At 65.1% G+C, this 20,761-nt stretch carries 14 protein-coding genes and 3 rRNA genes; 14 read left to right on the forward strand and 3 right to left on the reverse strand.

The window, feature by feature from the left end:
- The first annotated feature begins 117 nt into the window (after positions 1-117).
- From Q5696_RS01110 to rrf, 7 genes are all read left to right on the forward strand, one after another.
- Positions 118-567: an SRPBCC family protein gene (locus Q5696_RS01110; RefSeq protein ID WP_305093417.1), complete on the forward strand. Its 450-nt coding sequence runs from the start codon at positions 118-120 to the stop codon at positions 565-567.
- Positions 554-880 (forward strand): ArsR/SmtB family transcription factor, encoded by a 327-nt coding sequence (locus Q5696_RS01115; RefSeq protein WP_305093418.1) that lies wholly within the window; start codon positions 554-556, stop codon positions 878-880. Before Q5696_RS01110 ends, Q5696_RS01115 begins: the two co-directional genes overlap by 14 nt.
- Before the next feature lie 42 nt (positions 881-922).
- A complete protein-coding gene (locus tag Q5696_RS01120) occupies positions 923-3,721 on the forward strand; it encodes an FAD-binding and (Fe-S)-binding domain-containing protein (protein WP_305093419.1) in 2,799 nt (932 codons plus the stop codon).
- Positions 3,722-3,920: 199 nt separating this feature from the next.
- Positions 3,921-4,409 carry a hypothetical protein gene (locus tag Q5696_RS01125; RefSeq protein WP_305093420.1) on the forward strand — a complete coding sequence of 163 codons (489 nt, stop codon included), beginning with the start codon at positions 3,921-3,923 and terminating at the stop codon, positions 4,407-4,409.
- A 548-nt stretch (positions 4,410-4,957) separates the two neighbouring features.
- Positions 4,958-6,470 (forward strand): 16S ribosomal RNA (locus Q5696_RS01130).
- A gap of 328 nt (positions 6,471-6,798) precedes the next feature.
- Positions 6,799-9,928, forward strand: a 23S ribosomal RNA gene (locus Q5696_RS01135).
- Between the two features lie 120 nt (positions 9,929-10,048).
- Positions 10,049-10,165, forward strand: a 5S ribosomal RNA gene (gene rrf / locus Q5696_RS01140).
- The 16S, 23S and 5S rRNA genes sit together here, the layout of an rRNA operon.
- A 131-nt stretch (positions 10,166-10,296) precedes the next feature.
- Here the strand turns inward: rrf and Q5696_RS01145 are convergent.
- Positions 10,297-10,812, reverse strand: coding sequence for a MarR family winged helix-turn-helix transcriptional regulator (locus Q5696_RS01145; RefSeq protein WP_305093421.1), 516 nt, complete (start codon positions 10,810-10,812; stop codon positions 10,297-10,299).
- A gap of 75 nt (positions 10,813-10,887) precedes the next feature.
- Here Q5696_RS01145 and Q5696_RS01150 point away from each other — a divergent pair, with 75 nt between their 5' ends.
- Positions 10,888-12,306 (forward strand): FUSC family protein, encoded by a 1,419-nt coding sequence (locus Q5696_RS01150; RefSeq protein ID WP_305093422.1) that lies wholly within the window; start codon positions 10,888-10,890, stop codon positions 12,304-12,306.
- A gap of 1 nt (position 12,307) precedes the next feature.
- On the opposite strand, the gene Q5696_RS01155 is transcribed toward Q5696_RS01150, so the two are convergent.
- Positions 12,308-14,155: a galactan 5-O-arabinofuranosyltransferase gene (locus Q5696_RS01155; RefSeq protein ID WP_305095093.1), complete on the reverse strand. Its 1,848-nt coding sequence runs from the start codon at positions 14,153-14,155 to the stop codon at positions 12,308-12,310.
- A gap of 126 nt (positions 14,156-14,281) precedes the next feature.
- Between Q5696_RS01155 and Q5696_RS01160 the strand changes: the two genes are divergently transcribed.
- On the forward strand, positions 14,282-15,151 hold the full coding sequence (locus tag Q5696_RS01160; protein ID WP_305093423.1) for an alpha/beta fold hydrolase: 870 nt from the start codon (positions 14,282-14,284) through the stop codon (positions 15,149-15,151).
- Positions 15,152-15,218: 67 nt separating this feature from the next.
- Here the strand turns inward: Q5696_RS01160 and Q5696_RS01165 are convergent, their stop codons facing one another.
- Entirely contained in the window at positions 15,219-15,845 is a 627-nt protein-coding gene (locus Q5696_RS01165) for a TetR/AcrR family transcriptional regulator (RefSeq protein ID WP_305093424.1), read from the reverse strand.
- Between the two features lie 96 nt (positions 15,846-15,941).
- On the opposite strand from Q5696_RS01165, the gene Q5696_RS01170 reads away from it, so the two are divergent.
- The 5 genes from Q5696_RS01170 to Q5696_RS01190 are packed head-to-tail and all read left to right on the forward strand — an operon-like array spanning position 15,942 to position 20,747.
- Entirely contained in the window at positions 15,942-16,733 is a 792-nt protein-coding gene (locus tag Q5696_RS01170) for a 3'(2'),5'-bisphosphate nucleotidase CysQ (RefSeq protein WP_305093425.1), read from the forward strand.
- Positions 16,730-17,635 carry a sulfate adenylyltransferase subunit CysD gene (cysD, locus tag Q5696_RS01175; RefSeq protein ID WP_305093426.1) on the forward strand — a complete coding sequence of 302 codons (906 nt, stop codon included), beginning with the start codon at positions 16,730-16,732 and terminating at the stop codon, positions 17,633-17,635. Before Q5696_RS01170 ends, cysD begins: the two co-directional genes overlap by 4 nt.
- The gene (gene cysN / locus Q5696_RS01180) at positions 17,635-19,536 is read left to right on the forward strand and encodes a sulfate adenylyltransferase subunit CysN (protein ID WP_305093427.1); all 1,902 of its coding nucleotides are present in this window, start codon (positions 17,635-17,637) and stop codon (positions 19,534-19,536) included. Before cysD ends, cysN begins: the two co-directional genes overlap by 1 nt.
- Positions 19,537-19,578: 42 nt before the next feature.
- The gene (locus Q5696_RS01185; RefSeq protein WP_225024219.1) at positions 19,579-19,938 is read left to right on the forward strand and encodes a nuclear transport factor 2 family protein; all 360 of its coding nucleotides are present in this window, start codon (positions 19,579-19,581) and stop codon (positions 19,936-19,938) included.
- Complete coding sequence (locus Q5696_RS01190; protein WP_305093428.1) at positions 19,935-20,747, forward strand: SDR family oxidoreductase; 813 nt, start codon at positions 19,935-19,937, stop codon at positions 20,745-20,747. Before Q5696_RS01185 ends, Q5696_RS01190 begins: the two co-directional genes overlap by 4 nt.
- Positions 20,748-20,761 lie beyond the last annotated feature (14 nt).

A 20,761-nucleotide genomic window follows, 5' to 3' on the forward strand; every position in this document is an offset into this window, starting at 1 on the left:
CGCAGTGATCGTGAAAGGGGACGGACGTCGAAAAAGTGCAACCATATGGTTGCGGTCGATCGGCTGTAGTGCAATCCTGTAGTTGCAGGTTGGGTCGAGTCGAAAGGGATGGAACCGATGGACGTGCTGGATCGAATCGAACGGACGATAGAAATCGACGCGCCGGCGTCGCGGGTGTGGACGTTGATCAGCGAACCGGGCTGGTACATCAACGACGAACGGATCGTGGAGCATCGGATCGAGCGTCGCGGCGATCTGGACGTCGTGCACGACCCCGTGCACGGCGAGTTCGCCTTCGCGACCGTGCGACTGGACGAACCCCGGTACGCGGCCTTCCGTTGGCTCGCCGATCCCGGTGCCGCCGACGGCCCGTCGACGCTCGTGGAGTTCACGATCGTGGAGGCGGCCCCCGGGCGGGTGCTGCTGACGGTGGTGGAGACGGGGTTCGCATCGCTGCCGGGTACGGAAATCGAGCGCCGCGAGAGGTACGACGGCAATGCAGCGGGTTGGGCGATCGAGTTGGCGCTCGCGAAGGGGCACGTGGAGGCCGTCGATGCCGTCGGGTGACGCCCCCGCCGCCCCGGTGGTGTTCGCGGCGCTCGCCGACGACACCCGCTGGGACATTCTGTTGCGGCTCGGACGGTCTCCGGCGTCGGCGTCGGCGCTGGCCCGGGAGTTGCCGGTGTCGCGGCAGGCGATTGCGAAGCATCTCGCGGTGTTGCAGGACGTCGGTCTGGTCACCGCCGAGCGGGCGGGTCGGGAGGTGCGGTTCGTCGCGGTCGGTGCGCGGCTGAGCGAGGCGGCTGCGCAACTCGAGCGGATCGCGTCCGGTTGGGACCGTCGTCTCGCCCGGATCAAGATGCGCGCCGAGGCGGACTGACACGGGCGGGTGCCGTGCCGGCCCGGGTCTAGGGTGGCTCGTATGCCTGTTGGATCGTCGATTTCCGACGTGTTGCGTCGTGTCGGGGTGCGCGATGTGCGCGACGACGGGACGACGCGGGCACTGTATTCGTCGGATGCGTCGTTGTATCGGGTGCCGCCGGTGACGGTGGTGTTTCCGCGGGCGGTGGACGAGGTGGCGGCGACGTTGGAGGTGTGCCGTGCGGAGGGGGTTCCGCTCACGGCGCGTGGTGCGGGGACGTCGATCACGGGCAATGCGGTGGGGCCGGGGGTGGTGCTCGATTTCAGCCGGTACCTGAACGCGGTGCTCGACGTCGATCCGGATGCACGGACGGCGGTCGTGGAACCCGGTGTGGTGCAGGCGGTTCTGCAGCGTGCGGCGGCGCCGCACGGTCTGCGGTTCGGGCCGGATCCGTCGTCGCAGAATCGGTGCACGATCGGTGGGATGATCGGCAACAATGCTTGCGGGACACGGGCTCTCGGGTACGGGCGGACGTCGGACAATGTTGTCGGACTGGACGTACTGACCGGGTCGGGTTCGGCGCTGTCCCTGCCGACGGCAGATGCGCCCGTCCTCGACGCGTTGCGTGACGTCACGCGCACCGGGTCGGCCACGATCCGTACGGAGTTCGGCCGGTTCGGTCGACAGGTGTCGGGGTATGCGCTCGAACATCTGTTGCCGGAGAACGGTTTCGACGTCGCTCGGTTCTTCGTCGGTAGCGAGGGCACACTCGGGGTGGTGACGCAGGCGACGGTGCGGCTCGTGCACGATCCGTCGTTCCGGGTGCTGGTGGCGCTCGGCTACGACGACATCGCGGCCGCCGGCGACGACGTCATGGTGGTGCGCGGGTTCGCGCCGACGGCGTGCGAGGGCATCGATTCGCGGTTGGTGGACGTGGTGCGGGAGCGGCGGGGTCCGCAGGCGGTGCCGCCGCTGCCGCGGGGTGCGGCGTGGTTGTTCGTGGAGATCGCGGGTGACGAGCGCGGTGAGGTGCTCGAGCGGGCGGGTGCCCTGGCTCGCGGGTGTGCGGCGGTCGATGCGCTGGTCGTGGAGGATCCGGAGCGTGTCGCGGCTCTGTGGCGGATCCGTGCGGACGGTGCGGGGTTGTCGGCGCGCAGTCCGGCGGGCCGGCCCGCGCACGCCGGCTGGGAGGACGCGGCGGTTCCGCCGGAGCGGATGGGCGACTATCTGCGCGAGTTCGACGCCCTGCTCACCGAGTTCGATGTCACGGGTCTGCCGTACGGGCATTTCGCGGACGGGTGCTTGCACATCCGGATCGATCTGCCGTTGGACCGGCCGGGCGGCACCGACGTGTTCCGACGGTTCCTCACCGCGGCGGCCGAGATGGTCGCCCGGTACGGCGGTTCGTTGTCGGGGGAGCACGGTGACGGCCGGGCCCGTAGTGAACTGTTGCCGCTCATGTATTCGTCGGACGCGTTGCGCCTGTTCGGTGCCGTCAAGCACATCTTCGACCCGGACGATCTCCTCAATCCGGGGGTGTTGGTCGATCCGCGGCCGGTGGACGCGGATCTCCGTATCCCGCAGACGTCGCCGTTGCGCCGGGATCTCGCGCTCGCCTATTCGGGCGACGACGGTGATTTCGCGCAGGCCGTGCACCGCTGCACGGGTGTGGGGAAGTGCCGGGCCGACAACACCGGTGCGGGCGGTGTCATGTGCCCGTCCTATCTGGCGACGCGGGAGGAGAAGGATTCGACGCGCGGCCGGGCTCGGGTGCTGCAGGAGATGGTCAACGGTTCTCTGGTGGACGGCGGCTGGCGGTCCCCGGAGGTGCACGAGGCGCTCGATCTGTGCCTGTCGTGCAAGGGCTGCGCGTCGGACTGTCCGACGGGCGTCGACATGGCGTCCTACAAGTCGGAGGTGCTGCACCAGAGTTATCGGGGTCGGCTGCGTCCCGTCTCGCACTATTCACTCGGGTGGTTGCCGCGGTGGGCGGCCGTCGCCGGTCGGGTGCCGCGGCTGGTGAATGCGGTGACTCGGCTTCCGGGGGTCGCGCCGGCCGCGTTGACGCTGGGTGGGGCGGATCGTCGACGCCACATTCCGCGGTTCGCACCGGTTTCTTTCCGACGCTGGTTCGACGCCACCGCCGCGGACCGTCGCACGACGGGCGACCCGGTGGTGCTGTTCGTCGACACGTTCACCGACCGTTTCGCGCCGGAGATCGGGATGGCGACGGTCCGGGTGCTCGAGGACGCCGGTTTCCGGCCGCGTCTCACGGCACGACGCGAGTGCTGTGGTCTGACGTGGATCACCACCGGTCAGCTCGACGCGGCCCGCCGCATCCTGGGCCGTACCGTGTCCGCCCTCGCCGAGGAGGGTGTTCCGATCGTGGGAATGGAACCGTCGTGCACGGCGGTACTGCGATCCGACGCCGTCGAACTCCTCGGTACCCCGGACGCGCGTGCGGTCGCGGAGGCCACGCGCACGCTCGCGGAACTGCTGACCGACCGGGACGGCTGGTCGCTGCCGGACCTGACGGGGACGAGGGTCGTCGCGCAACCGCACTGCCACCACCATGCGGTGATGGGGTGGAGCGCGGACGCGGCATTGTTGCGTCGGGCGGGCGCGCAGGTGGAGCGGCTCGGCGGCTGCTGCGGGCTGGCCGGCAACTTCGGGGTGGAGAAGGGGCACTACGACGTGTCCGCCACGATCGCCGAACGGCAGTTGGTTCCGGCCGTCGATGCCGCTGCACCGGACGCGGTGGTGCTGGCCGACGGCTACTCGTGCCGCACCCAGATCACCGACCTCACCCGACGTAAGGGCGTTCACCTGGCCGAACTCCTGGACCGTCGGCGCCGCTGAGGCACAATCCAGTCATGCTTTCGACTCCGGTCATCGTCACGATCGTCTCTGTCTGTATCGGCTTCGTTCTGTTCCTTCTGGCGGCGAGTGGTGCGAGAGGGAAGTGGGACAGGCGTGCCGTGATCGGTCTGCTGGTCGCGGCGATTCTGTGCTTGACGGCCGTTCCTCTCTCTGTCGCGTTGAGTGCGGGGGTGGCGGGATGACGGGAACCTGGCCGACGGAGTGGCCTCGTACTGCACGTCTGATCGCCGACGCCACGAACGACGCGATCGCCGCCGCCCGGGCTGCCGAGCGGGAACCACTGACCGAGGCGGTCGACGCGTTGACCGGTCTGCCCTTCGAACAGGTGACGCTCGTGCACGCCGGCATCGTGCGGGCACTCCTCGAGGATCTGCATCCGGACGGCTTCTCCGGTGACGACGTCCAGGACGCGTTGACGCGGGCGGCTCGTGCGGCGGCCACCTGGGTGCCGGGGCTCGACGCCTCCGCCCTCGCTGCCGTTCTCACCGGTTCGTTGGGGCTGACGGAGATGAGTGACGACGCCCAGCGGATCGGGCCGGCCGACTATCTCCGTAGTGCAGTGCTCGTCATGGCGGATCTGCTGACTGTCGCGGACACTTCGCCGGCCTCTTATGTCCGGGCCGCGATCGGCGAAATTGCGCGTGCCGAGACCGTTGAGATGCCCTGAAATCCGGTTCGACGCCGAAAATTTACCGGAAATGCACGTTTTTCCGGCTGTGACCTGGCGATTTGGTGTTCTGTGGTGGGTTCGCGTAACTTATTCCAGGTCAGAGCGACACGGACACCGACCCGGACGCGATCTTCACAGGTCAGCGAGGGAAAACGAGGTTGTACGGGGAGCGCCTGACGCATCCGGAAGTGTGCTTCCCTGCTTCGTGTAGGGTGGTTGTACTGCGTCCGGGTGGCCCGGAAGGGTGACCGAGTTTGCGCTCGGGAGCCGGACGGGATAAGCTGGAACGGTTGCCCCGGAACGAGAAGCCGAGTGTTTCTGGTGATGGTGTGTGCGTGTTCTTTGAGAACTCAACAGTGTGTCGATGAATGTCAGTGCCAATTTTGGTACTCTGCCCCGTCTTTTTCGGATGGGGTGGGTATGTGTCGATTCTTTCATTCTTCCGTCTGGGAGGGTCGACCGAAACAGCTAGTTTGAGTTTATTTGCTAGTGATTTGACTCGATGTCTATGACTGATTGAGGTTTCGGCCTCCAATCGTGAGTCTTCAACGGAGAGTTTGATCCTGGCTCAGGACGAACGCTGGCGGCGTGCTTAACACATGCAAGTCGAGCGGTAAGGCCCTTCGGGGTACACGAGCGGCGAACGGGTGAGTAACACGTGGGTGATCTGCCCTGCACTCTGGGATAAGCTTGGGAAACTGGGTCTAATACCGGATAGGAGCTCCTGCCGCATGGTGGGGGTTGGAAAGGTTTACTGGTGCAGGATGGGCCCGCGGCCTATCAGCTTGTTGGTGGGGTAATGGCCTACCAAGGCGACGACGGGTAGCCGGCCTGAGAGGGCGACCGGCCACACTGGGACTGAGACACGGCCCAGACTCCTACGGGAGGCAGCAGTGGGGAATATTGCACAATGGGCGAAAGCCTGATGCAGCGACGCCGCGTGAGGGATGACGGCCTTCGGGTTGTAAACCTCTTTCAGCAGGGACGAAGCGAGAGTGACGGTACCTGCAGAAGAAGCACCGGCCAACTACGTGCCAGCAGCCGCGGTAATACGTAGGGTGCGAGCGTTGTCCGGAATTACTGGGCGTAAAGAGCTCGTAGGCGGTTTGTCGCGTCGTCCGTGAAAACTTGGGGCTCAACCCCAAGCTTGCGGGCGATACGGGCAGACTTGAGTACTGCAGGGGAGACTGGAATTCCTGGTGTAGCGGTGAAATGCGCAGATATCAGGAGGAACACCGGTGGCGAAGGCGGGTCTCTGGGCAGTAACTGACGCTGAGGAGCGAAAGCGTGGGTAGCGAACAGGATTAGATACCCTGGTAGTCCACGCCGTAAACGGTGGGCGCTAGGTGTGGGTTTCCTTCCACGGGATCCGTGCCGTAGCTAACGCATTAAGCGCCCCGCCTGGGGAGTACGGCCGCAAGGCTAAAACTCAAAGGAATTGACGGGGGCCCGCACAAGCGGCGGAGCATGTGGATTAATTCGATGCAACGCGAAGAACCTTACCTGGGTTTGACATACACCGGAAAGCCGTAGAGATACGGCCCCCCTTGTGGTCGGTGTACAGGTGGTGCATGGCTGTCGTCAGCTCGTGTCGTGAGATGTTGGGTTAAGTCCCGCAACGAGCGCAACCCTTGTCCTGTGTTGCCAGCACGTAATGGTGGGGACTCGCAGGAGACTGCCGGGGTCAACTCGGAGGAAGGTGGGGACGACGTCAAGTCATCATGCCCCTTATGTCCAGGGCTTCACACATGCTACAATGGCCGGTACAGAGGGCTGCGATACCGTGAGGTGGAGCGAATCCCTTAAAGCCGGTCTCAGTTCGGATCGGGGTCTGCAACTCGACCCCGTGAAGTCGGAGTCGCTAGTAATCGCAGATCAGCAACGCTGCGGTGAATACCCCGGGCCTTGTACACACCGCCCGTCACGTCATGAAAGTCGGTAACACCCGAAGCCGGTGGCCTAACCCTTGGGAGGGAGCCGTCGAAGGTGGGATCGGCGATTGGGACGAAGTCGTAACAAGGTAGCCGTACCGGAAGGTGCGGCTGGATCACCTCCTTTCTAAGGAGCATCTCCCCACACCGCCTCGAACAGTCGGGGTCGGGGTGAGGGCAGAGCCATTTCGGATTCACATGTAATCCGGTGGTGCTCATGGGTGGAACACTGACAATCTCGTTCACAGTTCAGCGGGTCACATGGCCGGCTGGTGGACGATATATCGGCGCACTGTTGGGTCCTGAGAGAACACGCAAGTGGTTGTCTCGAAGGAAGAAACGATCCTGTTCGGATGTCAGGCAGACCGCATCGCTTCGGTGGTGGTCATGGTGCTGGCGGGAGTTCGATCAGGGTGTGTTGTTTGAGAACTGCACAGTGGACGCGAGCATCTTTGTTGTAAGTAATGAAGAGCGTACGGTGGATGCCTTGGCACCAGGAGCCGATGAAGGACGTAGGAGGCTGCGATAAGCCTCGGGGAGCTGTCAACCGAGCTGTGATCCGAGGGTGTCCGAATGGGGAAACCCAGCCACAGTGATGTGTGGTTACCCGCGCCTGAATATATAGGGCGTGTGGAGGGAACGTGGGGAAGTGAAACATCTCAGTACCCACAGGAAGAGAAAACAACATGTGATTCCGTGAGTAGTGGCGAGCGAAAGCGGATGAGGCTAAACCATGGGTGTGTGATAGCCGGCAGGCGTTGCATTCGTGGGGTTGTGGGATTCATCTTGTCGATTCTGCCGGATCGGCCGACAGTAAGAAATCATCGTGTTAGTCGAAGTGGTCTGGAACGGCCTGTCGTAGAGGGTGAGAGTCCCGTAGACGAAAACGTGGTGACTGTCGTGATGGACTCCCGAGTAGCAGCGGGCCCGTGAAATCTGCTGTGAATCTGTCGGGACCACCCGATAAGCCTGAATACTACCTGGTGACCGATAGCGGACTAGTACCGTGAGGGAAAGGTGAAAAGTACCCCGGGAGGGGAGTGAAATAGTACCTGAAACCGTGCGCTTACAATCCGTCAGAGCCTGCGCCACTTCGGTGGGTGGGTGATGGCGTGCCTTTTGAAGAATGAGCCTGCGAGTTAGCGGCATGTCGCGAGGTTAACCCGTGTGGGGGAGCCGTAGCGAAAGCGAGTCCGAATAGGGCGGTCGAGTGGCATGTTCTAGACCCGAAGCGGAGTGATCTACCCATGGCCAGGGTGAAGCGACGGTAAGACGTCGTGGAGGCCCGAACCCACTTAGGTTGAAAACTGAGGGGATGAGTTGTGGGTAGGGGTGAAAGGCCAATCAAACTCCGTGATAGCTGGTTCTCCCCGAAATGCATTTAGGTGCAGCGTCGCGTGTTTCACTCTGGAGGTAGAGCTACTGGATGGCCGATGGGCCCCACAAGGTTACTGACGTCAGCCAAACTCCGAATGCCAGAGTGTGAGAGCGCGGCAGTGAGACTGCGGGGGATAAGCTTCGTAGTCGAGAGGGAAACAGCCCAGATCGCCGGCTAAGGCCCCTAAGCGTGTACTAAGTGGAAAAGGATGTGGGGTCGCGAAGACAACCAGGAGGTTGGCTTAGAAGCAGCCACCCTTGAAAGAGTGCGTAATAGCTCACTGGTCAAGTGATCCTGCGCCGACAATGTAGCGGGGCTCAAGTACACCGCCGAAGCCGCGGCATTCACACAACACCCATGCGGTTCTACGGAGCTGTGTGCAGTGGTGTGGATGGGTAGGGGAGCGTCGTGCAGCCAGGGAAGCGCCGGAGTGATCCAGGTGTGGAGGCTGCACGAGTGAGAATGCAGGCATGAGTAGCGAAAGACGAGTGAGAAACTCGTCCGCCGAATGACCAAGGGTTCCTGGGCCAGGTTAATCCGCCCAGGGTGAGTCGGGACCTAAGGCGAGGCCGACAGGCGTAGTCGATGGACAACGGGTTGATATTCCCGTACCCGTGTGGACGCGCCCCTGGTGAATCAGTGATGCTAAGCGCCCTGAAAGCGGGTTTCCTCCTTCGGGAGTTTTCCTGCCGGATGCGCGTGAACCGATCTGGTAGTAGCCAAGCGATGGGGTGACGCAGGAAGGTAGCTGAGCCAGTCAGTGGTAATACTGGTGTAAGCGTGTAGGGCGAGTGGTAGGCAAATCCGCCACTCATACGCCTGAGACGTGATGCGTAGCCGATTGAGGCGAATTCAGTGATCCTATGCTGCCGAGAAAAGCCTCTAGCGAGCTTTCACACGGCCCGTACCCCAAACCGACACAGGTGGTCAGGTAGAGAATACTAAGGCGATCGAGATAACTGTGGTTAAGGAACTCGGCAAAATGCCCCCGTAACTTCGGGAGAAGGGGGGCCTTGTCTGGTGACCGGATTTACTCCGTGAGCTGGGTGGGGCCGCAGAGACCAGAGAGAAGCGACTGTTTACTAAAAACACAGGTCCGTGCGAAGTCGTAAGACGATGTATACGGACTGACGCCTGCCCGGTGCTGGAAGGTTAAGAGGACCGGTTAGCCATTTCGGTGGCGAAGCTGAGAATTTAAGCCCCAGTAAACGGCGGTGGTAACTATAACCATCCTAAGGTAGCGAAATTCCTTGTCGGGTAAGTTCCGACCTGCACGAATGGCGTAACGACTTCTCTGCTGTCTCAACCACAGACTCGGCGAAATTGCATTACGAGTAAAGATGCTCGTTACGCGCGGCAGGACGAAAAGACCCCGGGACCTTCACTATAGCTTGGTATTGGTGTTCGGTTCGGTTTGTGTAGGATAGGTGGGAGACTGTGAAGCATGCACGCCAGTGTGTGTGGAGTCGTTGTTGAAATACCACTCTGATCGTATTGGACATCTAACCTCGGACCATGATCTGGTTCAGGGACAGTGCCTGGTGGGTAGTTTAACTGGGGCGGTTGCCTCCCAAAATGTAACGGAGGCGCCCAAAGGTTCCCTCAGCCTGGTTGGCAATCAGGTGTCGAGTGCAAGTGCACAAGGGAGCTTGACTGTGAGACTGACAGGTCGAGCAGGGACGAAAGTCGGGACTAGTGATCCGGCACCGGCAAGTGGAAGCGGTGTCGCTCAACGGATAAAAGGTACCCCGGGGATAACAGGCTGATCTTCCCCAAGAGTCCATATCGACGGGATGGTTTGGCACCTCGATGTCGGCTCGTCGCATCCTGGGGCTGGAGTAGGTCCCAAGGGTTGGGCTGTTCGCCCATTAAAGCGGCACGCGAGCTGGGTTTAGAACGTCGTGAGACAGTTCGGTCTCTATCCGCCGCGCGCGTTAGAAACTTGAGGAAGGCTGTCCCTAGTACGAGAGGACCGGGACGGACGAACCTCTGGTGTGCCAGTTGTTCCGCCAGGAGCACTGCTGGTTAGCTACGTTCGGAAGGGATAACCGCTGAAAGCATCTAAGCGGGAAGCCTGTTCCAAGATGAGGTTTCTCACCCCCTCGAGGGGGTAAGGCCCCCGGCAGACCACCGGGTTGATAGGCCAGAACTGGAAGTCCGGTAACGGATGGAGGTGACTGGTACTAATAGGCCGAGGACTTACCACAAAGAAGCTACGCGTCCACTGTGCGGTATCTGAAACAACACACAGATACCCATCCGATCCCCACCACACCCCGAGGGTGTGGTCCGGGCGGGGTCGATGGGGTGTGACAGTTTCATAGAGTTACGGCGGCCATAGCGGAGGGGAAACGCCCGGTCCCATTCCGAACCCGGAAGCTAAGCCCTCCAGCGCCGATGGTACTGCACTCGACAGGGTGTGGGAGAGTAGGACACCGCCGAACACCCGTTACCGAAGGCCCCCACCATTCTTGGTGGGGGCCTTCGGCATTTCCGCATGCTGTGGGCCGGTCCGGGCACACCGGACCGGCACCCACCGCAACCGGGAACCGGGGTGAACAGCGCCCGGTCCGGATCAGATCCGGTCGGCGTCGTCGCTGTTCCGGCAGATTCGACGCAACAGGCCGGCGAGCACGGCGCGTTCACCGTCGTCGAGGCCGGCGAGCAGTCGCTGATCCCTCTCGATACGTCGCGGAAGTTCCCGATCGACGAACTCGCGTCCGGCATCCGTGACACGGAGCAGAACCACGCGACCGTCCCGTTCGAAGCGTTCTCGCTCGACGAACCCCACAGCGACCAACCGTTCCACATGCTTGGTGGTGGCAGCCCCACTCACCATCGTCACCGCCGTGACCTCACTCGTCCGCAGCGGGCGATCACTGCGCGCCAACGCGCACAGCACCTCGAACTCGGCCCGCGTCACACTGCTCGGCGCGAGTGCTCGATCGAGCTGATGCAGTGCCTGCGAACTGATCCGGGTGATCCGGCCGACGATTTCGATCGGCGAGGTGTCGATCTCCGGGTACGACCGTCCCCACTCGTCACGAACGATATCGATGAAGTCGGGCTCGGGACGATCGGTCGAATCCACCTGCTCATACTATCCAGCACAAAATTCAGTTCATAACTGTTTTACTAGTGAACTAAAATCCGTACACTGGGTGGAGTGACTGCTCTCCAGACTCCCCGGCCGACGCGCGTCGAACATACGCGTGTCGCACTGGCGCACACCGTCGCGCCGTCCACATGGCGTCGGGCATTCGACGTGCGGGCAGCGGACGCGACGATCGCCCCCGCACTGCGGGTGGGGCTCGCGACCGCGACCGTGCTCGCTGTCGGCGCACTTCTCGGGTACCGGGAGCTGGCCGGTTTCGCGGCGCTGGGTGCGCTCGCGTCGGCCTTCGGACGATACGAGCCCTATCCGCGGCTGGCGGGCAAGCTGGCGCTGGTGGGCGTCGCGCTCGTGGCGTCGATGGCGGTCGGGGGAACGCTCGGTGCGGCAGGACTGCCGACGTGGGCACTGATCGGTGTGCTGTCTCTCGTTGCGGCCGGGGCATCCGCCTACATGAACGCTTTCCAGCTGATCGGGCCGGGGCCGGTGATCTCGGTGTTCGCGGCCACCGGCGCGGCCGGGTATTCGGCCACCTTCGGGGACGTCACCGCGGTGACGGTCGCCGGGGCACTGGGCGTCGTCGTAGGGTGGCTCGCGGCGATGCTGCCGGGAATGATCCTGCCGTTGGGGCCGGCGCGTCTGGCAGCCGCCCGCGCGCTCGACGCCGTCGGATCGCTCGAGCGGGTCGGCGTCGACGGGCTGCCCGGCGCGCGTGCGGCACTGGTCCGGGCGCGGGAGGTGCTCGTGTCCAGTGGGCGGGCGCGAGTGGACCGCGGCCACGGCCGGGATCTGGCGGAGCTTCTCGACGCGGCGGACACGGCGATCGACGAGTGGACGTCGGACGGCGATGCCACTGCGCTGCGGAACATCACCCGGCACGGCGGTGAACTGCGAAAGATCAAGCGGTCCAGCATTCTCGGTGGCGTCGGGGACCGGCCGTCACGGCGGACCGAGCTGCCGGTGCCGCCCGGACTGTTGCGGTCCGCGCGGGTCCGTATCGGGTCGGAGGCGTTGTGGCACACCGCGGTGCGGGTGGCGGTGGCGTCGGCCCTGGCCGGGTGGGTGGCCGCGGCCTGTGGTCTCGACCATCCGCTGTGGGCGTCGATGGGTGCGGTCGCGACTCTCCAGGGACTCACCTACGCGCACACGGTGCAGCGCGGGATCCAGCGTCTCCTCGGCAATGTCGGTGGTGCCGCCGTCGCGGCCGCGTTGCTGACGGTGCCGCTGGGCTTCTGGCAGGCCGTGATCGCCGTCGTGGTCTTCCAGATCGCCGCGGAACTGATGGTGCTCGTCAACTACGGTCTCACGACCCTGGCGGTGACCCCGATGGCACTGCTCATGACGGGGTTCACGGTGCCGGTGACGCCCGAGACCGGCGTCAGCCGCATCGTCGACACCCTCGTCGGTGTCGTGATCGGTGTGGTGGTCGCTGCGGTGACGGTGGGCCGCACGGACCGTCACCACGTCGAGTGAATCAGCCGACGCGCGTGGCGATCACGAACGGCCCCACCTCGTCGATCGTGAAGCGCGGATCGTCGAACAGCTCGGCCGGCAGCGTGACCGTGTACCGGCGGACGTTCGGATCGTTCGGGTACACGTCCTCGGCGAGGCGCAGCACGTAGCCGTCGGCGCTCTTGCGGAAGACGAACACGTCCGGTGCACGCCACGGCAGGGCGTCGAGAGCGGAGATCAACTGGTCCGGTGTCTCGAGATCGCTCCAGCTCTCGATTGCGGCGGAACGCTCCCGGAACTGGGCGAGCGGATTCGCGTAGTGCGACGTCAGCGCCTGGAAACCGTAGTACGGGTAGAAACTCAGGAAACTGGTGTCGGACGTGAGCACGACGGTGTCGTGTCGTTCGCCCGGACGTCGCTCGGTGATGATCCGGTCCACCTCGGCGAAGTATGCGGCCGCCCCGGGCGGTCGCTGGTCGGCGCGCACGCCGTCGCCGTCGGTGTCGGTGTAGGCCACGGTGATGTCGCTGGCGAGGACCTGCGGAATGTTCTGGGAGAACCCGATCAGTCCAGCCGACCCGAGCGCGACGAGGGCGGCCTTCACCCTCGGGTTGTCGCTCGTGGCGAGCACGATCCACCGGCCGAAGTCGAGGAAACCGAACACGCCCGCGGCACCGAGCAGCAGGATCAGGACGGGCTCGAGACGGAACGACAGCAGTGTGCTGCCGACGACGGTGACGGCCATCGACAGCAGCGACCACAGGTAGACCGCGAGCACCCCGATCCCGAGGGACTGCGCGCGCCGGGACGACGACGCACGCCCGACCAGCCAGACCGTACCGACGAGGCACAGCGCCCCGGCCAGGGAGAACTGGAACATCGGAAGCGGCAGGCGCGCACCGGCGTCCGGCAGGTAGTGGGTGGCGGTGCCGCTGTCGGCGACCGAGCCGCGTACGGCGTCGAGCAGGTAGGGCAGCCACACGACGAGTGCGATCGCCCCCGCGATCACGGCGGTGACGGCGAGACGGACGAGGGGGGTGACGGCACCTCGCCAGGACCCCTTCTCACGCACCGCGAGTCCTGCGGCCACCACGGCCATGAGTGTCACCGCGAACGCGGCGAAGCCGAGATACAGGGTGTAGAACGCGGCTGCGACACCGAGGAAGACACCGACACCGACGACGGCTCCCCAACCGCCACGGCCGGTTTCGCCCGGACGGTGCAGTCCGCCCCAGGCCAGTACCAGGACCGGGGGGACGAGGACGGCGATGACCGCCCCGTACGGTTCGGCCGACCCGTACGCGACGACGAGGGCGGCGGTGACGAATCCGACGACGACGGCCCGGTCCGAGCGAATCAGCTTGGACCACAACACCAGCGCGAGTACTGCCGCCACCGCGATCGAGGCGATCGCGTACGGCTTGAACATTTCCCAGCCGTCGAGACCGAACAGGTTCGCGAGGCGTCCGCCGATCCAGAACCAGCCCGCCGGATAGTAGGGCGGTAGATCGACATAGGTCATGTCGTGCAGGGCCGCGGAATCGGTGAGACGGGTGAGGTATTCCGTACGGAACTCCTGGTCCACCGATACGCCGTGCAGGTACAGCTTGGTGGCGCTCAGCGGCATGCCGAGGGTCACGGTCACGAAACCGGACAGTCCCGCCCACGACAGCACCGTCGCCGCCCGCATCCAGCGTCGGGCCCGATACAGCACCACGCACAGTGCGAGGACCGCGATCGTGACGACCTGGCCGACGGTGGTGACCGCCTGCGTGACGTTCGACGACGGGAACGCCGGCCACGACACGCGTCCGAACGCGAACAGGCCCACCGCGGACACGATCGCGGCCACGACGGCCGCGGCGACCATCTCGGCGACGGTTCCCCCGGTCAGGCGGGCGGGACTGGGCGCGGTGCGGGCGGCGGTATCCGATGGCGACACGGACCGAGCTTACTCGAGCGTGGCGCCCGGACCGGGGCACAGTAAGTTGCAGGAATGAGCGACGAGCAGCAGCCCCAATGGTTCCGGGACGCGCTGGCGGCCCCCGTGGAAACCGGCATCGTCACGGTCGAGGGTGCCGGCATCGCGTACCGGGCGTGGGGGACCTCGGGGCGGCCGGGGCTGGTGCTGGTGCACGGCGGCGCGGCGCATTCGCGGTGGTGGGACCACATCGGACCGCAGCTCGCCGCCGGCCGACGCGTCGTAGCACTGGACCTGAGCGGTCACGGCGACAGCGATGTCCGCGAGCACTATTCGCTCGAGACGTGGGCAGCGGAGATCGTGGCGGTGGCGTCGGCGTCGGGCATCGAGGGGTTACCGGTGGTGGTGGGCCACAGCATGGGCGGCATCGTGGCGTTCGTGGCGGCGCATCTGTACGGGGATCGGTTGGCCGGTGTGCAGATCGTGGATTCGCCGATCCGTCAGCGCACTCCCGAGGAAGATGCCGCACGCCGGAAGGCGGCGTTCGGCCCGAAGAAGGTGTATCCGGCGCGGGCGGAGGCGCTCGCCCGGTTCCGGTTCGTGCCACCGCAGGAGGCGGCGGTGCCGTGTGTGCGTGAGCATGTCGCCGAGACGTCGCTGGCGGCCGTCGACGGCGGCTGGTCGTGGAAGTTCGATCCCGCGATGTTCACGCGTACCGGCGGGGACACGCTCGAGGTGGCGCGGCCGCGCTGCCCGATCGCCTACTTCCGCGCACAGCACGGCATCGTCTCCGACGAGCTGATGGCGCAGATGCGGGAGCGGTTCGGCCCGTCGGCGATCGTCACCGAGATCCCCGACGCCGGCCATCACACGATGATCGACCGGCCCCTTGCCCTGGTCACCGGTATCAGGACCGTCCTCGCTGCCTGGGCGACCGTGCCCTGACCGCGTTGTGCGCACTTGTCGCGTCTCCGACGACCGGAATCCGGCGACAAGTGCGCACAATGCGAGATCAGGGGGAGGGCTCGGTGAGCGTGATCGCGCGCGTGAGTGCCGCTGCCGAGAACTGTGTGAACTCGTCGGAGTCGAGGTAGGGCGCCCAGTCGTTGACGATGCTGGCGGCGACGCCCTGCATGCCGGACAGCAGGAAGGGTAGTACCGCGGCCTCCTCGCGCAGGACACGTCCCTCCTTCACCGCGGCCTCGGTGACTGCTTCGAGCACGGCCTCGTCGTAGCGGTTTCCCGAATCGTGTACTGCGCGAAGCGATTCGCGCTCCGTATCCGCGGTCTGCTCGGCGTCGCGCCAGATCTGGGACATGCGGCCGAGTCGACCCCACCGGCGGGCGGACTCGTCGATGATGGCGGCGATCAGCGCGGCCACGCCACGGTCACGGGGCAGCGCGTCGACGGCCCGCGTCGACTCGGCGATGCTCTCTTCGAGGAGGGCCATGAAGATGTCCTGCTTGTCGGCGAAGTACTGGTAGATGAGTCCCGTACTCGTGCCGGCGCGTTGTGCGACGGACCGGATCGTCAGTGCCGAGTAGCCGCCCTCGTCCAGTAGTGCCGCCGCGGCATCCAGCGTCCGGCGGCGCCGGGCTTCCGCATCGCCGTAGATCGACCCTCCGCGCGATTCACTCACCGCAACACCCTAGCCGTGCCCCGGTCTCGCGACCAAGAATGAACAATGTTCGTTTTGGGATTGAACATGGTTCATTCTGTGGCTACAGTCACTCTCATGACTGCTCGTGCCGTGACCCCCATCACTTCCGATCCCGCCTTCCGGACGGAGGTGGATGCGCGATCGGCGGTCGAAATTGCTACGGAGGCAGGAAAACTACTGCTCGGACTGCGCGAGCGTCCGACGGTGCCCGGTGTCGAGGCGGCGGAGATCCGCTCGGCAGGTGACCGGCTGAGTCACGAGTTCATTGCCGGTGCGCTGCAGGAGCGCTTCCCACACGATGCGGTGCTGTCCGAGGAGGGCGCGGACGACCGGACGCGACTCGGGGCGGACCGGGTGTGGATCGTCGACCCGCTCGACGGCACCCGGGAGTTCGGGGAACCCGACCGCGTCGACTGGGCCGTGCACGTCGCCCTCGTCGAACGCGGTGTGCTCACCGTCGGTGCCGTCGCGATGCCGGCCACCGGCGTCACGTACTCGACGCTGGACGGCCCGGTCGACCTGCCGCCGCTGCGCGACGTACCGCGCGTCGTCGTCAGCCGCACCAGACGCCCGGAACCGGTGACGGCGCTGGCTACCGCTCTGGACGCGGAACTGGTCGAGATGGGGTCGGCCGGTGCCAAGGCGATGGCGGTGGTTCGCGGCGACGTCGACATCTACGCCCATGCCGGTGGCCAGTACGAGTGGGATTCGGCGGCGCCGGTCGCCGTCGCACATGCTGCAGGACTTCATGTTTCACGTATCGACGGGTCCGAACTCGTCTACAACCAGGAGAACCCCTGGTTGCCCGATCTACTGATCTGCCGCCCCGAGTGGGCGGGCAGAGCACTGGAGGTACTTGCACGATGACCCGTGCGCTGACCCACCTCGAGAGACTCGAGGCCGAGAGCATCCACATCATGCGCGAGGCCGTCGCGGGGAGCGAGAACCCCGTGATGCTGTACTCGGTCGGCAAGGACAGTGCGGTGATGCTGCACCTTGCCCGCAAGGCGTTCTACCCGTCCCGCCTGCCCTTCCCCTTGCTGCACGTGGACACCACGTGGAAGTTCCGGGACATGTACAAGCTGCGTGACGAGTCCGCCGCCGCAGGCGATTTCGACCTGCTCGTCTACCGGAACCCGGAGTGCGTGGAGAAGGGCATCAACCCCTTCACACACGGCTCGTCGACACACACCGACATGTGGAAGACCGAGGGTCTCAAGCAGGCTCTCGACCTCTACAAGTTCGACGCCGCGTTCGGCGGTGCACGCCGTGACGAGGAGAAGTCCCGCGCGAAGGAACGTGTCTTCTCGGTGCGTTCGGCGGAGCACCGCTGGGATCCCAAACAGCAGCGTCCCGAACTGTGGCGGATGTACAACGTCCGGCGTTCTCCCGGCGAGACCTTGCGGGTGTTCCCGCTGTCGAACTGGACCGAACTCGACGTCTGGGAGTACATCCGGCAGGAGGACATTCCGATCGTCCCGCTCTACTTCGCTGCGAAGCGTCCCGTCGTGGAGCGGGACGGCACCCTCATCATGGTCGACGACGATCGAATGCCGTTGCGCCCCGGTGAAATTCCCGAGATGCGGAGCGTGCGTTTCCGGACGCTCGGCTGCTATCCGCTCACCGGTGCCGTCGAGTCCACCGCAACCACCCTCACCGACGTCATCCAGGAGATGCTGCTCACCACCACCTCGGAACGACAGGGCCGGGTGATCGACCACGACAGCAGCGCCTCGATGGAGAAGAAGAAGCAGGAAGGGTACTTCTGATGGCCCACGCGTCCAACCTCGTCGCCGACGACATCGAGCAGTACCTCGAACGGCACGCGACCAAGTCCATGCTGCGCTTCATCACGTGCGGCAGCGTCGACGACGGCAAGTCCACCCTGATCGGGCGTCTGCTGTACGAGTCCAAGCTGGTGTTCGAGGACCAGTTGAGCGCTCTCGAGAGCGATTCGAAGAAGGTCGGCACGCAAGGTGAGGGACTCGACTTCGCCCTCCTGGTCGACGGGCTCGCCGCCGAGCGTGAGCAGGGCATCACCATCGACGTCGCCTACCGCTACTTCACCACCGAGCGACGCAAATTCGTCGTCGCCGACACGCCCGGGCACGAGCAGTACACCCGCAACATGGTCACCGGTGCCTCGACCGCCGATCTCGCCGTGATCCTGGTCGATGCGCGCAAGGGCGTCCTCACGCAGACCCGCCGACACTCGTACCTGGTGTCGCTGCTCGGAATCCGGCACGTGGTCCTCGCCGTGAACAAGCTCGATCTCGTCGACTATTCGCAGGAGGTGTTCGAGCGCATCGCCGGCGAGTACGCGGAGTTCGCGGCCGAGATCGGGCTCGAGCACGTCGTGCCGATCCCGATGTCGGCGTACGTCGGGGACAACCTCACCGAGCGCAGCCCGAACACTCCGTGGTACACCGGGCCGACGCTGATCGATCACCTCGAGACGGTCGAGATCGAGGACGCGGTGCAGACCGCGCCCTTCCGGATGCCGGTGCAGTGGGTGAACCGTCCGGACCTCGACTTCCGCGGGTTCTCGGGTCAGATCGTGAGCGGTGTCGTGCGTCCCGGGGATCGTGTGCGCGCACTGCCGAGCGGTCGCGAATCCACCGTTCAGCGGATCGTGACGATGGACGGGGACCTCGACGAGGCGGTGGCCGGCCGATCGGTGACCATCACCCTCGCCGACGAGATCGACGTCAGCCGCGGCGACGTCCTCGCCGGTGCCGACGCCCTTCCCGGCGTGGCCGACCAGTTCGAAGCGCAGCTGGTGTGGATGGGCGAGCACGACATGCTGCCCGAACGTCCGTACATGTGTCAGATCGGCACGATGACCGTCCAGGCACGGATCACCCGGCCGAAGTACAAGGTCAACGTCAACACACTCGACCAGACCGCCACGAACACGTTGGCACTCAACGAGATCGGTGTCTGCAACATCAGTTTCGATCGGCCGGTGCCGTTCGACCCCTACGCGGACAACCGTGACACCGGCGGCTTCGTCCTCATCGACCGGTTGACCAACGCCACCGTCGGCGCGGGAATGATCGTGCACTCGCTGCGCCGGTCGGACAACATTCACTGGCAGTCCGTCGACGTGAACGCCGAGGCCCGTTCCTTGCTCAAGGGTCATCGGCCGCAGATCCTCTGGTTCACAGGGTTGTCGGGGTCGGGGAAGTCGACCGTCGCCAACGCACTCGAACGCCGGCTGTACGCCCTCGGATGCCACACCTACCTCCTCGACGGGGACAACGTGAGGCACGGTCTGGGGCGTGACCTCGGCTTCACCGAGGCGGACCGGGTGGAGAACATCCGGCGGGTCACCGAGGTCGCCCGATTGATGGCAGACGCCGGGTTGATCGTGTTGGCGTCGTTCATCTCCCCGTTCCGGGCCGAGCGCGAGGCCGCCCGGGAACTGATCGGGTCCGACCGCTTCTGCGAGGTGTTCGTCGACACACCGATCGAGGTGGCGGAGGAACGTGACCCCAAAGGGCTCTACCGGAAGGCCCGGCGCGGTGAACTCGCCAACTTCACCGGCGTCGACTCGCCCTACGAGGTGCCCACCTCGCCGGACGTCCGGATCGACACCACCGACCTGACAGCGGAACAGGCGGTAGACCGCCTCGTCGAGGTGCTCCGCGAACGCGGCGTCATCTCCTGATCCGGCCCGATTCAGCCCATCACACCCGAGGAGTGTCCCGAAGTGCCTACCCGAGACGAAATATGTTCGGTGATCGATTCGTACGTCAAGCATCTCGGCAATCACGATGTCGACGAACTGGTGGCGTTGTTCGCGGCCGACGCGGTCCAGCATGAGCCGCTGGGCGTCCGGACCTACCGCGGCATCGACGAGATCCGCGAGTTCGACATCGCGAACGCAAAGGTGGCGTTCACGGTGAGCCGTCACTCGCCGATCGTCGTCTCCGGCCGGTATGCCGCGATGCAGTTGCGCGTGCAGCGAGAGGGCATGCCCGACTTCCTTGCCAGCGATCTCTTCGAGTTCGACGACACCGGCAAGATCGTCTCGCTCAGCGTTGTTCTGGATCCCGAGGCGCAGGTATGACACTGGGACTGCAAGCACCGCAGGAGATGCCGGCGCTGCTCGACGGGAAGGTCGTGGTCGTCTCGGGTGTCGGGACGGGGCTCGGGCGCTCGGTGGCGGTCCGCGGCGCGCTGGCCGGCGCCCGGATCGTCCTCGCCGCGCGGACCGAGTCGCGGCTGACCGAGGTCGCCGAGGAGATCCGCGAACTGGGCGGAATCGCGGTGTCCGTGCCGACCGATCTCACCGACGATGCATCGGTGACGAACCTCGTCGACACGGCACTCGCGGAGTTCGGAGCGGTCGACGCGGTGGTGCACAACGCGTTCGTGCAGCCACCCCACGAGCGACTGCTCGACGCCGACTTCGATACGGTGCGGCAGGGTCTGGACATCAACCTGCTGGCAGCGCTCAACCTGACCCGGAAACTGGTGCCCGCGCTGGAGAAGTCGCAGGGGTCGGTCGTGATGATCAACTCGATGGTGCTTCGGAACCAGCTGCCGAACTTCGGGGCCTACCGGGTGCAGAAATCCGGGCTGCTGGCTCTCGCCCGCAGTCTCTCGGTGGAGATGGGCCCGATGGGTGTTCGGGTGAATTCGGTTGCACCGGGTTATATCTGGGCGGAACGGGTCCAGCGGATGGTGGAGAAGCAGGCCGATCAGCGCGGCGTCGAGCCGGCCGAGGTCTACGCCGAGATCGCGGCCGGCACCGATCTGCGGCGGCTGCCCGAACCCGACGACATCGCGAACGCGGTGCTGTTCCTCGCCTCCGACCTCGCTCGCGCGATCACAGGGCAGTGCTTGGACGTCAACTGCGGCCAGGCCCACCACTGATCCACTCTCACAAG

The sequence above is a fragment of the Prescottella sp. R16 genome, assembly GCF_030656875.1.
Classification (GTDB): Bacteria; Actinomycetota; Actinomycetes; order Mycobacteriales; family Mycobacteriaceae; genus Prescottella.

What these genes read in the sequence shown, in the direction of transcription:
- Q5696_RS01115 (WP_305093418.1), top strand. Translation starts at nt 554, where the DNA reads ATGCCGTCGGGTGACGCCCCCGCCGCCCCGGTGGTGTTCGCGGCGCTC.
- Q5696_RS01170 (WP_305093425.1), top strand. Translation starts at nt 15,942, where the DNA reads ATGACTGCTCGTGCCGTGACCCCCATCACTTCCGATCCCGCCTTCCGG.
- Q5696_RS01120 (WP_305093419.1), top strand. Translation starts at nt 923, where the DNA reads ATGCCTGTTGGATCGTCGATTTCCGACGTGTTGCGTCGTGTCGGGGTG.
- Q5696_RS01110 (WP_305093417.1), top strand. Translation starts at nt 118, where the DNA reads ATGGACGTGCTGGATCGAATCGAACGGACGATAGAAATCGACGCGCCG.
- Q5696_RS01190 (WP_305093428.1), top strand. Translation starts at nt 19,935, where the DNA reads ATGACACTGGGACTGCAAGCACCGCAGGAGATGCCGGCGCTGCTCGAC.
- Q5696_RS01155 (WP_305095093.1), bottom strand. Translation starts at nt 14,155, where the DNA reads ATGGTCGCCGCGGCCGTCGTGGCCGCGATCGTGTCCGCGGTGGGCCTG.
- Q5696_RS01125 (WP_305093420.1), top strand. Translation starts at nt 3,921, where the DNA reads ATGACGGGAACCTGGCCGACGGAGTGGCCTCGTACTGCACGTCTGATC.
- cysN (WP_305093427.1), top strand. Translation starts at nt 17,635, where the DNA reads ATGGCCCACGCGTCCAACCTCGTCGCCGACGACATCGAGCAGTACCTC.
- Q5696_RS01160 (WP_305093423.1), top strand. Translation starts at nt 14,282, where the DNA reads ATGAGCGACGAGCAGCAGCCCCAATGGTTCCGGGACGCGCTGGCGGCC.
- cysD (WP_305093426.1), top strand. Translation starts at nt 16,730, where the DNA reads ATGACCCGTGCGCTGACCCACCTCGAGAGACTCGAGGCCGAGAGCATC.